Origin of the sequence: Microbacterium candidum, assembly GCF_030315975.1 — a bacterium.
Classification (GTDB): domain Bacteria; phylum Actinomycetota; class Actinomycetes; order Actinomycetales; family Microbacteriaceae; genus Microbacterium; species Microbacterium candidum.
This window is the reverse complement of the sequence record NZ_JASXSZ010000001.1, coordinates 647804-663446: the sequence shown is the minus strand read 5'-3', so window position 1 is coordinate 663446 and position 15643 is coordinate 647804. Positions and strand designations below refer to the sequence as shown.

The following is a 15643-nucleotide window of genomic DNA, read 5'->3' as shown; positions in this document are numbered from 1 at the left end:
CAACAGGGTCGCGTTGGCCGCCGCGATCGGTGTGCTCATCGTCGTCGGCGCGGTGAGCGTGCTGCTGTATTTCATCTACGCGGCCAGCCTCCAGTCCCAGGTGGACGCGTCACTGGTCGACGTCGCCCAGCAGGCGACGAGCATCGAACGGCAGATCAAGCAATCCATCAGTGACAAAGGCCCGACACCCGACATCGGCAAGACCATAACCGTGGGTACCGTCGAGATCCAGCTGTTGCCCGGCCCCGTGTGGGCGGGTCATCCCGCCCGGTTCGGCGCATTGGACAGCCGCGATGTCGCGGTCGCGAACCGGGCGAGCCCCGCGTACTTCTCGGACGCGCGCGACGGCGGCGACCGGTTCCGGGTGTATACCGCCGCCATGCCCGACGCCTCTGTGGGCGCGCTCGTCCGCACGGGCCGCGCGGCCAACGCCGACGATGCGGCGCTCCTGAACGCTGCTGTGCTGCTGGGCGCGCTCACCGTCGCGGCGGCCGCGTTCACGTACCTGGTCGGACGGCTCAGTGCCGGCCGCATCCTGCGCCCGATCAGCCGGCTCACCGAAGCTGCCGAGCACGTCACCGCGACCCACGACCTGTCCGCCCGGATCGGGGTGACCGGAACGGACGAAGTCGGACGGCTCGGCGCGTCCTTCGACGCGATGCTCGCCGAGCTGCAGAACTCGGTCACCGCACAACGCCAGCTGGTTGCCGATGCCTCGCACGAACTGCGCACGCCGTTGACGAGCCTCACCACGAACCTCGATCTGCTCGACGAGGGTGCCGGTCTTGCAGACCTTCAGGCTCCCGGGCTGGTGCGTGCCGCACGGGAACAGGCCGGCGAGCTGCGCACGCTCATCGACGACCTCCTGGATCTCGCCCGCTACGAAGAGAAGCAGCCCCACCGCACCGCCGCCCGGCTCGACCTGATCACCGCGGACACGGTCCGCCGCGTGCGTCACCGCATGCCTCACGCACTGATCAACACCCGCCTGGAAGAGTCCCTCGTCACGGTCGACCCAGATGCCCTTGACCACGCCATCGCGAACCTGATCGAGAATGCGATCGCCTGGTCCCCATCCGGCGAGCCGGTCGACGTCACCGTGAGCGGCAGGCAAGTGTCTGTCACAGACCACGGCCCCGGCATCCATCCCGACGATCTCCCCCACATCTTCGAACGCTTCTACCGCGCCTCGACCGCGCGAAGCCGACCCGGCTCCGGACTCGGACTCGCCATCGTCGGCACGGTGGTCCGCGCGAACGACGGCGACATCCAGGTGACCACCAGCTCGGAAGGATCTACCTTCACCATCGCGTTGCCGGTCGCGCCGACGCCGTAGACGTCTGGGAGCGAGCGGAAACGCCCCATGAGCGCTTTCGCACGGCAGATCCTTGATCCGCCCGTTCTCCTTCGCCCCACCGGCCGAGACAGTCGCGTCGGCCGGTGTTGGGGCGAGGGTGTTCATCGTGATCGCCGAGCGCTCAATCGCTCACCAGGGCTGGTTCGCCGGGCCCACGGTGAACTCGTTCACCGTGGTGTCGGCGGGCAGATTGAGTGCGAAGGCGACGACCTCGGCGATCCGCTCGGGCGCGATGCCGTACTGCTCGTAGAGCGCCTGCATGCCTTCGGCCGCACCCGGGTCGGTGATCGTGTCGAGGAGTTCGGTGTTGATCGCTGCCGGGTAGAGCGTGGCGGTGCGGATGTTGGTGCCCTCCATGGCGGACTCCATGCGGAGCACTTCCATGAACTCGCGGACGAACCACTTGGTTCCGCCATAGACAGCGCCGTTCGGGTAGGCCTTGAGGCCGGCGACGGATGAGGTCGCCAGCACATGCCCGGATTTCTGCTCGATGAAGGTCGGCAGGACGGCGGCGACGCCGTTGAGGACGCCGGTGATGTTCACGTCGACCATCCGGTGCCACTCATCGGTCTTCAACGCCGAGATCGGACTGGACGGCATGAGTCCGGCGTTCAGGAAGATCGCGTCGAGACGTCCGTAGGTCTCCAGGGCGAGCCGCACGATGGCGTCGTTGTCCGCCTGCACGGCGACATCGAGCGCGTGGGCGATGGCGTGGCCGCCGTCGTTCGTGATGTCGGAGACGACCTGCTGCAGCTTGTCGTCGCGGCGGGCGCCGAGGACGACCTTCGCGCCCCTACTCGCGAGAAGCTTCGCCGTGGATTCGCCGATGCCCGACGAGGCGCCGGTAATGATGACGACCTTGCCGTCGATGTTGTTGTCTGTCATGAGGTCGGTTCTCCGTTGTCGGTGGTGTCGAAGAGGTTCTTGGCGACCGTCATGGCGCTCATGCCGTTCGGCCAGCCGGTGTAGAAGGCGAGCTGCAGAATGGTTTCCTTGAGCTCCTCCTCGGTGACCCCGTTCTTGCGGGCATAGGCGAGGTGGAAGTTCAACTGCTCGGTCTTGCCCAGCGCGGTCAGAGCCGCCACGGTGATGAGGCTGCGGTCGCGCGGGGACAGGCCCGGGCGCTCCCAGACCTCGTCGAAGAGGACCTTGTCCGTGTAGTGGACCATCGCTGGGGCGAAGTCGCCGAAGGCGTTCTTGCCGCCCGTCCAGCCGGTCGTGGGCTCGCTCATGCCTGGCCCCCCTCGTACTCGGCGTCGGTGACGTGCTCCTTCCACATCGTCGTGCCGGCAGGATCGTCGGCGTTCTCGAGCATCGCGATGTGCTCCATGAAGCAGCCCGGCGCGGCCGCGTGCCAGTGGTCCTGGCCCGGCGGCGTGTAGAGCGTCTGACCGGCGTGGACCTCGACGATGTTCCCGTCGCGGTCGCCGAAGCGGGCAACGCCCTGGGTCACGCGGAGGTACTGGCCGCGGGCGTGACTGTGCCAGGCGGTGCGGGCACCCGGTGCGAACCGGACAGTCGCAACCACCATGCGCTGGTCGCCCTCGTGCGGCAGCGCGATGGCGTCGAGCCACACGTCGCCCTGGAACTGCTCGGGCGGGTTCTTCGAAGTGGGGATGGAAGGTTCGATATTCATCGTGGATCTCCTTGTCTGTTTCGTGTCGTGGGCGCCCGCACGGGCGCGCGCGGATCATGCGGGCGAGTGGGACACCGTCACGCAACCGCTTCCTCGTCTGCGCAAGGTTCCGTCGCGAACGCCGCGCGGATCAGCTCCTCGGACGTCGCCATGAGCTGGCGGTGCCGGATGACGGGCACAGCAAGCTCGAGCGGGGCCAGGACGACGAAGCCTTCCAGGATGGTTCTCATGGTTGCGATGAGCCGGGACATCGGCACTCCCTTCGTTGACCCGACAAGCCAAACAAGGACGCGAGCGTGCAGGGAGTCACCATCGAAACGTGTACTGGCGGGGCATCCCTCATCCGGATAGGTCGGCGTAGCGTCGAGGGCGTGGACAACCGGAACGAAGTGCGCGAGTTCCTCACGACCCGACGCGCCAACGTCAGCCCCGAGCAAGCCGGCCTCACGGCGGGAAGCAATCGGCGCGTCGCGGGCCTGCGTCGCGGCGAGGTGGCGATGCTCGCCGATGTGAGCGTGGAGTACTACGCGAAGATCGAGCGCGGCGACATCGCCGGCGTCTCCGAGATCGTGCTGGACTCGATCGCCCGCGCTCTGCAGCTGGACGACGCCGAGCGCGAGCACCTCTTCGACCTGGCTCGTACCGCGAACGGCCCGGCCCTGGTCGTACCGCGACGGTCGCCGAAGAAGTGGACGACCAGACCTGGGCTGCAAGTCGCGCTCGACGCCATCACGGCGGGCCCGGCCTTCGTCCGCAACGGGCGCATGGACATCCTCGCCACCAATGCCCTCGGGCGGGCGTTCTACGACCAGGTCTTCGACGGACCAGGGCAGGGCAATCTGGCACGGTTCAACTTCCTCGACGAGCGTTCCCACGAGTTCTACCCGGACTGGGCCGCTGCGTCCGACATCAGCGTCGCAATCCTGCGGACCGAAGCCGGCCGCGACCCGCGCGACAAGAAGTTGCACGATCTCATCGGAGAACTCTCCACTCGCAGTGATGAGTTCCGCACCCGATGGGGGGCGCACAACGTCCGCCGCCACGGCGCGGGGACCAAGCACTTCCACCACCATGAGGTCGGCGACCTGACCCTCAGCTACGAGGGAATGGATCTGACCGCGGAACCGGGGCTGTCGTTCCTCATCTACACCGCCGAACCGGGCAGCGCGTCAGAGGAACGCCTCAGACTGCTCGCCAGCTGGGCGGCGACGCACGTCGCTCCTGCATCCACGATCGAGCACGAGCGGACCGAAGACGCGACGAATCCCCGTTAGCCCGGCTTTGCGGACCAGAAGGCATTCACCCGGGAACGGTTGATCCGGCGCCCGAAGCGGGCCGCGCCCATGGACGGGATCGACGGTTCATCCAGGTACTGACAGTCACTGTTCATCCGATTCCAGCGCGCCTACCGTCGAGGTCATGAGCACTCTCACCCTGAACAACGGCGTCGTGATGCCGGCGCTCGGCTTCGGCGTCTTCCAGACCCCGCCCGCCGAGACCAAAGAAGCCGTCGCCTCAGCCCTCGCCACCAGGTACCGACTGATCGACACAGCCGCGGCGTATGCGAACGAGCGCGGCGTCGGCGACGCGATCCGCGAGTCCGGGCTCACCCGTGACCAGGTCTTCATCGAGACGAAGATCTGGATCAGCGACTACGGCTACGACCAGACCCTGCATGCGTTCGACAAGAGCGCCCGAAAGCTCGGCGTCGACCAGATCGACTTGCTCCTGCTGCACCAGGCCCTCCCCGGCGAGTTCGACAAGACCCTCGGCGCCTATCGCGCCCTCGAGCAGCTGCACAAGGACGGCAAGGTCCGCGCCATCGGCGTCAGCAACTTCATGCCCGCCCACCTGAACGCGCTCCTGGCGGAGACCGACGTGGTGCCGGCGGTGAACCAGATCGAGGTGCATCCGTTCTTCACGCAACCCGATGTGTAGGCCGCCGATGCCCAGTACGGGATCGTCACGCAGGCGTGGTCTCCGATCGGGGGGATCACCTCCTACCGCGGTGAAGACGCCACCAGCACGTTCAACGACCCCACCATCCTGGAGATCGCCGGGAGGTACGGAAAGAGCGCAGCACAGGTGATGCTGCGCTGGCACCTGCAGGAAGGCCGCTCCGCGATCCCCAAGTCCGTCAAGCCCGCCCGCATCGCGGAGAACTTCGACGTGTTCGACTTCGATCTCACGGGCGACGAGCTGCGCCTCATCGACGCACTGGACCGAGGCGTGCGCGGCGGCCCGGAACCGGAAGCGATCACGCTCGAGGCATTCGGCCGAGACATCCCCGAAGAATGACGCGCCCTGACGAGCACCGTGTGGTGCGCGCCCCGACCGTGTGATCAATCTCCATCGCAACAAACGAAAGCCCCTGATGAACAGGGTCTTTCGTCATGGCGGTGACGGTGGGATTTGAACCCATACTCCAGAGGAGTGCAGGCGAAGGTTCCCCCTGTTTCGCCTTGATTTGCCGCGGTTCGCCGAGATTCACGGTGCGGCTCGCGGCGGGTGGATGTCGTTCGCATCTTCTCAAGATCCCCTCACGTCAGGACGCCCCCGATCTTCGTTGATCGCTTCCCGCGATCAGTCGCAAGATGGTCCCCGAGCGATGCGCACAGGACCACAGATCAGGCGCCCCTATCCGTTCAACAGACCCCGAACAGCCGCGTGGTCGGTCCGGTTTCCTGGACAGCGTTGTCGGGTCGTCGCACGCGAATACCGAGGCGGCGTGATCTACTCCAACGGGATCTTCATCCTCAGCTCACGACCGAGCATCGTCGCCCACCCCTTGGCGCTGCCGAATTTGCCTTCCTCCTTCAAGCCCTGCAAGCTTGCCGAGGACGTCGGCCTCCAGATCAGCCCTGCCCATATCGCGCGCGATCACCAGAGCACCAACGAACCGTGCGGGGTGATTGCCCTCAAAGAACCGGGTAGTCACGTGTCCGCGGCGCACATTGTCGCGCGATGCCAGCAGGAGACACAGGTCTTCACGGCTCTTCACAAACCGGGCCGCTTCCCCCAGACCGTTTCTGAGGAAGGTCGTCAAGTTGTCATCGACACGAGTCGGCCAAGGCATCGAGTAGGGCTCACCCATGATGGGCACGCTCAGCATGCCGCCCTCGACGTCGGGGAAATTCGCATCGCCAACCCACAAGGTCCATGCGAGGTCCTCATCCTCCCTGTAGACAAAGCCAATGTAGGAAAAAGTTTCGGACTTCCATTGCACGGATCCATCGCGACGGATCTCCGCATGGGATGGGACCAACCCGAGTTCAACGGCGAGCCGGACGACACCCGGTGCGGTCACCTTTCGGCTCCCGGACATCACTCGATCCTCATCAGAAACTCCGACCTCATCAACTCGCCACCCTGCGAACCTGCGAACTAAGTTCTGGAACCAGCATCCCACTCGCCTTCTTGAAGAGGTGGCTCAGGACTTTGCCCATTGCGCACCCGAGAAGCGCCCGGCGACCAAACCTACGATCGAGGCTAGTAGGCGTGTACTGCGATCATGGCGACGAAAGCCAGGGTGAATATTCCGCACAAAATCAGTGGTAGCCCCGCCGAAGTGTACGCTCGGCGCTTGTCATCACGACTCTTCTGATGCGCGGATCGCACAGCGGCATATATCCCCAAGGAAAGTTCCGCTAGCCCAACGATGAATGGAGGAATCAAAGCCACGAGTGGGAGCGCCTCACCGAGACGCAAGGTGCACGCCACAAGCAACACCCCACCAATCCCGGCGAAGCCGATACCCAAGAACCCGACCATTTTCGGCGTCGAGTTCTTCTGGGCATTCCTGGTTAGGCGTTCGCCGTTGAACGATTTACCCATTTCGAGTATTTGCACATTCCACCTGCCAACAGCAGCTCGATTTAGAAAAATGAGCGTACCGACTGTAATACCCAGTGACGCGACAGTGAGGAGCAGTGCGCTATTTCCCGTTGTCGTCATTAGCAACCTTTCATCGCGTTCATGGTTACCACCAGTTGATGTTCTGGTTCACCATCAGGGCACATCCCCCCTTGAGCCCGAGTCCGACTCCCACTCCGACAGGCACCGACTAAGCCTCCGGCAGTTGAAGTGCGCGGTTCAACGCATCTACCTCATCGGTCAGTTGCTCCGCTGACACCCGCCAAGGGAACAAACCCCAAACGGTCCGGATCGGCAACAGATTGAGAGCAAGTTGCCCACCGTCGGACCCAAAGTCGATCTGCAACGTTTTCAGGACATAGAAACCCTGTGTGGCGGGAGCGGCAGACGCAACAGTGCCTGCGGGAAGAGCGAACGAGGCAAGTACCTTCGGGGATCCGCCGATTCCGAAGAGCGTGCCGCCGAGCACGTCAAGCCTGCGGTCATCGATGCACAGCGTCGCCGCGATGCGAGACTGTAGCGGACGCTGTTCTCCGCCGAAGGCAGCGACAAGCGCTTGTACCTGTGAAATGGCGTCAGGATAGATCTCCACGGTCGCGGCGAACGCATCAGGGCGCATGCGCTTCACAACCTTCAGTCGGCCCTCGTTTCGTGCACTCAGGAGCCAGAAGGTAAGAAGAATGAACGCGACGGGCGGAAGAACAATGAGGGCGATCGGGACGCCTGAAATGTCACCAGCCGTAGCGAAGCGAACGATCGACAAGACCAAGAGGTCAACCGCGAACAGCCAACTCACGAGCACAACCTTCGTACGCGCCAACTTCGGCGTGCGAGCGTCCTGCATCATCTGTAGTCCCATCCGTGGAGCATTGCACCGCCGCATGCTGCTCTCGATTCAACAAGCCAGTGTTGCAACGACCGGTTGAATCCGGGCAATACATGTCGCTGCGCTTCTCCGAGGGCCCCAACCGTGGTCTGGGAGCGCGACGTAGTAGCGTCTACAGCCCCCATTCACGGAGGGATGGCACTGTTGTCGCCCAATGGCTCAATCCGCGCGCCCCGCGCGTGGTACACGAGATTGCAGGTCTGCCGCGAGGCGGTCTGCGCGCCCTACCGTACTCAGCGTGACTGGGAGGTCCAGCGTGCGGTCCGCTTTCCCCAGACGTGCACTAGTGATTCTCAGCATCCCAAACCAATCGCCTGAACGATCGAGATTCCCCCAATTCAGAAGCCCACTGTAAGAGTCAGCCTCGACCCTTACGATGTCCGATAGTGGAATTTTGTACACTCGGAACCAGCTCACCACACGAATATGCGTGGAGTCCACCGCTACCCTGAAGAATAGACTGCGAAGGAACAGCAACAATAGAGACACGATGAATACTACTAATATGATGAATGCCGCTGAATTATGAGTATCCGCCGAGTTCAGCAGCAGCGCGGCGGCAACGGAGATCAACGCGGAAATCGTCGCCAGGACGCGAGCACCAACGCACCAGTATAGGACTCGCCATTTGTGATCATTCAAAATGCGCGCCGACCATGAAGAACATTCGACGTGACATAGTTCGCACCTCCGGCAACGACAGTTGAGGCCATCCATGTTTGGAGAGCAAATCGATCGGTGTGCCTCATTTTAAGCGCCATCCTCGGGGCGCGGGGGTGAATTATGTGGTGAACCACCCTGCGAACCTGCGAACGAATTTCTGGAACCAGCATCCCAGTCGCCTCCTTGAAGAGGTGGCTCAGGACCTTGCCCATTGCGTACCCGAGAAACGCCCCGGCGACCAAACCTACGGCCGTCGCTGCCGCGCTTGCGAGATCCCCGCGAGCCAGATATGCGAGCCCTTGTACAACCCCGCATGCAATCGCCACGGCGCCCCAGGCGAACATGCATCCGATGTTGATGAGATCACCAACAGGCCCGGTGGTTAGGAAGCGGCCGATGTCGGCGAGGCTGACCTTCCCGCTGAGGTCGGTCATGTTGATGGGGTCGTTGGGGTAGTTGTAGTCGTTGCTGTTCCCTCCGGCGACTGGGTCGGTGGAAAGGAACCGGCCAAGCGCGGCGACGTATTGACGGGCGCCCATTTCGATGCCGGTGATGTCGCCAGCATGGTCGGTGAGCTTGTCGTGTGATCCTTCCCAGCCCAGCGCGTTCGCCGTGCCTGACAGGTTGCTGGGCTGGTCGCCGTCGGCCGCGAAGGTTCCGATCGTGTGGGTGGTGGGATCGATCGGAGAACCGAACGGATCGAACAACCCGATGTTCCCGGTCCGGGCCCCGGTCCCGTCGCAGGTGACGACGACATCCCCGTGGACGTCGGGGTACGACCAGGCGGATCCTGTCCCCGTGGCATTGAACATCACACCGCCAGCCAAGGACAGCAGGCGGTCGGTGATCGCCCCGGTGGTGGTGAGGATGTAGTCGGGGCTGTCACCGCCGCCGGTGTAGGAGTACTTCTGGGTCGTGGTGTTCCCGCCGCTGGTGACGGTCTCCTGGATGACCCGGTCGGTTGCGTCTCGTACGTAGCTGATCGAGGCCGCGTTGGCCGGGTTCGCGCCTCCCGTGGAGGTGATCGAGACCAGCCGGTCGGACCCGTCCCAGGTCAACGTCTGATCCGCGAGTTGGGTCGTGTTCCCGTGCGCGTCGTAGGAGAGGTTGCTGCCGCTCAGGTTCGTCGACGCGAGGGTGTCCGCCCCGGCCTGCGGGTTGGTGATGGTATCGCCGGTGAGGCGGTCCGCGTTGTCGTAGCAGTACGCCACTGACCACGCGGTCCCCCCGGTGGGGGTGTCCGTGAACCCGGTCCGGTTCCCGTCCGCGCCCGCCGCCGTGTTCGCCCCGCATCCGCCGGTCGCGGCATACGACCAGATTTCCTGGTTGCCCGGCACGGTCGCGGCGGTGAGCCTGTCGGCCGCGTCGTACGTGTAGGACGACGCGTACTGGGTGGCCCCGTCCGCGAGCGTGTCGGTAAGGACCTTGCCCGACTGGGAGCGGGTCACCTGGTCGGAGACCGCGGCCTGCCCGTTCGGGAACGCCCACGACATGCCCGACACCGCACCTGTCGGGCCCTGGGTGAACGTGCCCGTCACTCCGTTGCCGGCATTCCCGGCACCGGAGGGGGCGGACACCGCGCTCAGGACCCCGGTCGTATAGGTCATGGTCTGCAACACGCTACCGCCGTCAGTGATCTGAGTGACCTGACCATCGATGTTGTACGTGTACGCCTGCGTCGCCGCGGCCTGGCCAGAGGGCGTTGAGGTCACGGACGTGACCTGTGAGAGCTGGTTGTACGAGGTCGTCGTCACCGTGCCCCACACGTCCGTGTAGGACAGGGTGCGGTCCAGCAGGTCAGACACGGTCTTCACCGTCCCCTGCGGGTCCGTGACGCTCGTCGTCAGCGGGTCTCCCGTCGCGGTCCCGTCGGAGGTGTAGCTCTCCGATACCGTGCGGGCGGGCGCTGAACCGAAGGCGGGAATCGAGGTGCTCGAGATCCGGCCGCGCGCGTCGTACGTCATGCACGTCCACGCGGTATCAGAGGCGTTCTTCTCTCCGACAACCCGACCCAGAATGTCGTACACGTACGTCACCGACTGCGCGGACCCCACTGCGGGCGTCGGGCCGGTGCCGGACTTCAGCATCCCGAACTGGTTCGTCCCCGCCGGAATACCGCACGCCGCCTGATCCGTCGTGGCAGCCACACCGGACTGCCCATAGTAGACGTTCGTCGTGGTCGTCGCCGACCCTGCGGGCTTCGTCGCGGTCAGCTGACGGAAGTACCCGGAACCGGCCGCCTCATACGTCGCCGAACTCGTCAGATTGAGTCCGGTCGGGTCGATCGTCTTGCCCGAAGCAATCCCGTACCAGGGCTTGCTGTACGACGTCGTTGCGGTGGTCGAGGCCACCTGTGACGCGGTCGCCGTTGAGCTCGTCGCATCCTTCGCCGTCGTCGATGTCGTCAGGTTGTATGCCGGCGACAACCACGACGCGGGGATGACGGTCGACGCGGTGGGCGAATACGTCGACGGGACGCTGCCATTCGTCGTCGCGCCGAGCTGCAGCACGGAGCCTCCGGTCAGCTGCAGGTAGGCGAGCCGGATCCGCAGCGTCTGACCGGCGGTGACGGTGAAGCTCTTCGTCGCGCCGGCGAAGTGCGGGCTGCTGGAGGAGAGGTTGTTGATGATCAGCTGGTCGTTGATCCACAGGTCGGTGCCGTCGTCCGCGTACGTATAGAACGTGTACGTGCCCGCGGTGGGGAACGTGATCAGCCCACTGAACATCGCAGTCCAGTTCGCGCCGCCGCTGCCGCCCACGATGGTGCCGGTGTCGCCGGTGATCGGGGATACCGCCCCGGTGTTGGCCGTGTTGGTCCAGGTGTAGTTGATCGAGCCGTCGGTCGCGCCCCCGGTCGCGCCCGGTGCGGCGGGGATGCCGAGCGAGTACGCGGCAGGAGCTCCGGAGAGCAGCGTGTTGTTGTACCAGGTCGCGGCAAGCCCGTGCAGGTTGCCGTCAAACGTCGCGTCCGTCTCTGCGACCGGCAGCCCCGTCGCCGCGCACGTCGACGATGCCGGAAGCGGCCCATTGGCCGGCTGTGTCGCGGTCGCGGCCTGGACGCCGGTGAAGCAGGACGACGGTGCCGACCCGTAGGAGGCGACCGCCCGCTCTTCCTGGTCGTAGACGGTGGACGACTCGTGGCCTAGCGGGTCGATGCTCGCCAGCTTGTTGTCGTGGCTGTTCCACATGGACTGCGCGATCAGCCCTGACGCACCCGTGGCGGTGAGCTCCTGCAGGTTCTGGTTGTAGGTAACTGTCGCCGCGTGTCCGTTGCTGCCGCCCGTTGTCGGCACGGACAGCCCGGCGACATCCACGTACGTCGTCCCGGTCCCGTAGGTGTAGGTCTTCTGCGGGGCCTTCGCCGTCGTCACCCCATCGGGGGCGGGAAGCGTGACCGTAGTGGCACGGTCGGACGCGTCGTAGGCGATGTTCGTCGTCACCGGTCCGGCGGGGTTGCGGGTCGTGTCCGCGGCCAGCCAGTCGTTCGCCAGTGGATTGCGAATCGCGCTCAGCAGGTAACGACCTGTGCTCGAGTCATACGTGTATCCGAGGTTCGTGACTTCGCTGCCGGGGTCGACGATCTCTGCGAGCTGCCCGTTCACGTTGTAGTACAGCTGCGTGGTCGTCCCGTCCGGGTAGAGGATCTGGCACAGCATCCCCGCATCCGACGTCGACGGATAGGCGGTGCTGTCGGTACCGGTGGTGATGCCCTGGTTCGTGATCTGCCCGAACGTGGTATTCGTCGACGACGGTGGTGCGCACGCGCCGGCAGCGTAGTTCGAGCCCGACTTCGTCGACGAGGCGATCGTCGTGGACGACAAGTAGGAGAACTGAACCTGACGGCTGTAAGTGGTCGTGCCGTTTGACGTGGTGCCCGACAATGGGTCGGACAGGCTCGTCAGCTGGCGGGAGGCGTTGTAGTTCGGAACCGGGGTCGCCGGTTTTGCGCCCGCGTCCACGGCCGGGGTCGCGGATGTGACCAGACCCGCCGCGTTGAACTGGTACACGGTGCCCGACTCGTCCGTGAGGACAAGGTTGCCATTGCCGTCCGTCGTGAGAACCGACTGCTCACCGGGAGGCGGGGTGTACCCGCCGGTCGAGGCGAGAGCGTACGTGTGGGTGCCGCCGGCTGCGTCGGTGACGACGACGGAGCCGCCCTGCTTGGATGCCGAAACGTAGGTGCCCGCGTCTCCGAGAATTGCCCCCGACGACGCCCATCCGCCGGGGAGCAGAGTCGGAGTCTTCGAGAACCACGAGGCGGGCACGATCTGCGGGGTGCTCCACGTCGAGCCGGACATGGTCTCGGCCTCGAGATACACATCCGCTGAGCCCGTTTGCTGGTAGTAGTTCACGGTCACAGGGATCGGAAGCTGACCCGACTGACTCCCGATCGTCCACGTCGATCCCGAGACTGTCAGGATCTGCGCCGCCGCATTCTCCATGACAGGCGAGGTATCGTGCCGAGGCGTCCATTGATCGGTGATGATCGCGGTGTTGCCCAGGGAGAGCTCGACGCCGTCGTCGGACTGGAACCCAAACGCATAGGTCCCAGGGGCGGGCGTCAGGTAACCGTTCCACTGCACCTGGAAGTCCGTCTGATTCACCGCGGAGTCCGGTGCGGCTCCGCCCCAATCGAAGTCGATCGCCGAGTCTGTGCGGACGAGCGCCTGCGTCCCGGCCGGGTTCGTGTAGTTGAACGTCGGCGACGACTGGGACTCGTTGTAGTACGTGCCGACGAGGCCCTGATTCGACGCGAGAAGCGAGTTGTAGGAGAAGTTCAGCCCCATGCTCCCCCCGACGGTCGAGACCGTCGGGGACGTGAACGCGGCCGACACGTTCCCGTTGGCCAAGTTGACCGACACCGGGCCCGCGCTGTCCGTCGGGGACGGGCCGGGGGTGGCGATGCGGGTGTTCACGGTGAGTCGGTTGACCCCGGTCGTCGAGTTCGCGGTCTGCGTGTAGTCGCCGTAGCCGTCGTTGATGACTTCCACCCACGTGTAGGAGGCGCCGTCCTGCAGGATCGAGGCCGGCACCGGCCACGACACCGTCCCCGCGGACGTGTTGATCACACACGCCGACCCGCTCGTCGCACACAGGGGCGACTGGGCGATCTGCCCCGACGACCCGTCCGAACCCGACGTCAACCGGATCTCATATGACAACGGCTGCCCGTTCGTCGCGGTCGCCAGCGGTGCTACCAGGGTTGGCGTCGTCGACGCGACCACGGACCCGTCCTGCGGGGAGAACACGCCCGTCGACCCGTACGTGGGCAGGCTCGTGGTCTTGAACGAATACGTCGGCGACCAGGCCTGGATGCCGTTCTGGTCCTGCACCACCGCCGTCCAGTAGTACTGGGTGCCGGGACGGAGCACGCCCGCCGGAACCGTCGCGTTGAGCCCCTGGACGGAGGATCCGGCGGGGCCCGTCTGCCACGGCGTCCACCACATCGGATTGGGATACACCGTCGAGTTCGTCGAGACCATGAACTGGTACTGCAGAGCGTTCCCGTTCGACCCATCCTGCGTGGCGTTGATGTTCAACGTGGGCGTCAGCGAGGTCACCGGCGGAGCCGCGGTCGGCGCGCCGGACGAAGTCGCCCCAGGCGCGGACTGCTGGGACGGGAACCCCGGGTTCGGGTCCGCGATGGTCGTCGGGCTTCCGTTCACCAGGGGCGGGGTTTCGTAGCTGATCCAGAGGTCGCTGCTGACCGCCTTGTATGTGTACAGGCCCGGGTTCTCATCCCCGCGCAGGCAGAACGGCTGCGCGCTTGTCTTGTTCGACACCCACGTGTTCACGATGCTGGTCACGTCGAACGACGCGGTGCCGTAGTAGCCGTACGTGAAACTCGTCGTCGACTCATTCGACGTCTGGCAGTTCCACGTGTTCGCGTGCGCCCAGCCGGCCTCACTGGAGGTCACGTTCGCGGTGCCGGCGTCGGCCTCGGTCTCGTTCAGCTTCGCCGACAGGATCTGCATGCCGAACAGCGACTCGTACGGATAGTGCACCACAGACCGCCACACGCTCGGCGCGCTGTTCAACCGCGAATTGCCGATCCACGCGTGAGGTTCGGTGATGTTGACAGACGCCCCGTTGTTCAGCGACTCAAACGCGGTGAAGCTGTCTCGCCCGCTGTCGATCGAGGGGTCCACAGACACCGGATACACCCGCGACGGATCATTCAGCCACCCGGCATCCGGCGTGAGGGTGATCGTCCAATCGCTCCCGGAATCGTGACGGATCGTCACCGGGATCGTGGCCAGGGCGTCCCCGGATACTCCCTCCGTGCCCGACGAGTCGGTCATCACGGGTGTCGGGATGTAGAACACCTGCTCGCCGTGCTTGTTCGTGAACACGACCGTGTCGTTGTCGCCCTTGGACAAGGTCAGACCCGGCGCCCTCACTGTCCACGAATACGACGGGTGCGCCGAGGTCGGCGCGGCCTGGAGGATCAGCACCTCCTTCACCCCCGCCGAATCCACCTGGTAGCTCGCATCGGCCCCCGGCAGGATCCCGTCATACGCCACCCCATGCGACGCGGACGCACCGGCCTCGTCAGACGCCTTCACCTCTGCCTCCCGAGGGGACCTTGCGGAGACATGCTTCTCACCCTGCAGCTGGAACGAGACCTGATCGCCGGTCTCGGCCGACGTCACGGAGAAATCCGACGACCCGGAGCCGGTGGATGCGGTGAACCGCGGCCGCACCGGGTTGTTCGGGGCGGAGTACTCCCCCGAACTCGACTTCGACAGGGTCGAATCGATTCCCACCCACTTGCCGGTCGCGTCCTTCACGTTCAACGGGTTCGCCGACATCTGCGCGGTCTTCGTCCCATCCTGGTTCGACCACACCGTCTCGTACGTCGACCGCGACGACAGCTTCGCCCCCGCCTGCGGAGACGGTGCGACCGTCGGGGCGGCCGCCGGCGGCGGCGTCAGGTCAGCTTTCGTTCCCGTCTTCGACGCCCGCGAACCCAGCACGCCCGGCGCGACCTGCTGAGCGCTCAGCTTCGACCCGGCGGGCACACCCGTCTCGGAACCCTTCGCCTTCCCGACACCCAGACCCGGCAGATCCTGCACCGACCGGTGCTGGCGCGTCGACTGCACCGTAGCGGCCTCCGCAGGGCTCAGGCCGGCGACGAGCACCGCGGCCGTGGCGAGCATCGAGACCGTGGTCATCGTGAGCGCGCGTGCGGCGGGAGACCAGGTGCGCGGCGTGGTCACTCGTGCGC

The 15643-nt window shown here is 65.2% G+C and carries 10 protein-coding genes and 1 pseudogene; 3 read left to right on the top strand and 8 right to left on the bottom strand.

Features of this window, described 5'->3' with window-relative positions; translation table 11 throughout:
• Window positions 1-13 precede the first annotated feature (13 nt).
• On the top strand, window positions 14-1336 hold the full coding sequence (locus tag QSV35_RS03115) for a sensor histidine kinase (protein WP_286286607.1): 1323 nt from the start codon (window positions 14-16) through the stop codon (window positions 1334-1336).
• Window positions 1337-1486: 150 nt separating this feature from the next.
• On the opposite strand, the gene QSV35_RS03110 is transcribed toward QSV35_RS03115, so the two are convergent.
• From QSV35_RS03110 to QSV35_RS03095, 4 genes are all read right to left on the bottom strand, one after another.
• Window positions 1487-2242 (bottom strand): SDR family oxidoreductase, encoded by a 756-nt coding sequence (locus tag QSV35_RS03110; protein WP_286286605.1) that lies wholly within the window; start codon window positions 2240-2242, stop codon window positions 1487-1489.
• Window positions 2239-2589, bottom strand: coding sequence for a carboxymuconolactone decarboxylase family protein (locus QSV35_RS03105; RefSeq protein WP_286286603.1), 351 nt, complete (start codon window positions 2587-2589; stop codon window positions 2239-2241). The genes QSV35_RS03110 and QSV35_RS03105 overlap by 4 nt, the downstream gene beginning before the upstream one ends.
• Window positions 2586-2993: a (R)-mandelonitrile lyase gene (locus QSV35_RS03100; RefSeq protein ID WP_286286601.1), complete on the bottom strand. Its 408-nt coding sequence runs from the start codon at window positions 2991-2993 to the stop codon at window positions 2586-2588. Before QSV35_RS03100 ends, QSV35_RS03105 begins: the two co-directional genes overlap by 4 nt.
• Window positions 2994-3070: 77 nt before the next feature.
• Window positions 3071-3244 (bottom strand): hypothetical protein, encoded by a 174-nt coding sequence (locus QSV35_RS03095; RefSeq protein ID WP_286286599.1) that lies wholly within the window; start codon window positions 3242-3244, stop codon window positions 3071-3073.
• A gap of 120 nt (window positions 3245-3364) precedes the next feature.
• On the opposite strand from QSV35_RS03095, the gene QSV35_RS03090 reads away from it, so the two are divergent.
• Together QSV35_RS03090 and QSV35_RS03085 are read left to right on the top strand one after the other, a co-directional pair.
• The gene (locus tag QSV35_RS03090; RefSeq protein ID WP_286286597.1) at window positions 3365-4267 is read left to right on the top strand and encodes a helix-turn-helix transcriptional regulator; all 903 of its coding nucleotides are present in this window, start codon (window positions 3365-3367) and stop codon (window positions 4265-4267) included.
• A gap of 145 nt (window positions 4268-4412) precedes the next feature.
• A pseudogene (locus QSV35_RS03085) lies at window positions 4413-5291 on the top strand (aldo/keto reductase).
• A 463-nt stretch (window positions 5292-5754) separates the two neighbouring features.
• Here the strand turns inward: QSV35_RS03085 and QSV35_RS03080 are convergent.
• The 4 genes from QSV35_RS03080 to QSV35_RS03065 form a co-directional block, all read right to left on the bottom strand.
• Entirely contained in the window at window positions 5755-6318 is a 564-nt protein-coding gene (locus QSV35_RS03080) for a hypothetical protein (protein WP_286286595.1), read from the bottom strand.
• A gap of 164 nt (window positions 6319-6482) precedes the next feature.
• Window positions 6483-6947: a hypothetical protein gene (locus QSV35_RS03075; protein ID WP_286286593.1), complete on the bottom strand. Its 465-nt coding sequence runs from the start codon at window positions 6945-6947 to the stop codon at window positions 6483-6485.
• 109 nt (window positions 6948-7056) lie between these two features.
• Window positions 7057-7662 (bottom strand): hypothetical protein, encoded by a 606-nt coding sequence (locus tag QSV35_RS03070; RefSeq protein WP_286286591.1) that lies wholly within the window; start codon window positions 7660-7662, stop codon window positions 7057-7059.
• Window positions 7663-8390: 728 nt separating this feature from the next.
• Window positions 8391-15635 (bottom strand): beta strand repeat-containing protein, encoded by a 7245-nt coding sequence (locus QSV35_RS03065; protein WP_286286589.1) that lies wholly within the window; start codon window positions 15633-15635, stop codon window positions 8391-8393.
• Window positions 15636-15643 lie beyond the last annotated feature (8 nt).

Bases quoted from the DNA above. Each gene is read 5' to 3' on its own strand.
- QSV35_RS03110 (WP_286286605.1), bottom strand. From the start codon at position 2,242: ATGACAGACAACAACATCGACGGCAAGGTCGTCATCATTACCGGCGCC.
- QSV35_RS03105 (WP_286286603.1), bottom strand. From the start codon at position 2,589: ATGAGCGAGCCCACGACCGGCTGGACGGGCGGCAAGAACGCCTTCGGC.
- QSV35_RS03100 (WP_286286601.1), bottom strand. From the start codon at position 2,993: ATGAATATCGAACCTTCCATCCCCACTTCGAAGAACCCGCCCGAGCAG.
- QSV35_RS03095 (WP_286286599.1), bottom strand. From the start codon at position 3,244: ATGTCCCGGCTCATCGCAACCATGAGAACCATCCTGGAAGGCTTCGTC.
- QSV35_RS03080 (WP_286286595.1), bottom strand. From the start codon at position 6,318: ATGTCCGGGAGCCGAAAGGTGACCGCACCGGGTGTCGTCCGGCTCGCC.
- QSV35_RS03075 (WP_286286593.1), bottom strand. From the start codon at position 6,947: ATGACGACAACGGGAAATAGCGCACTGCTCCTCACTGTCGCGTCACTG.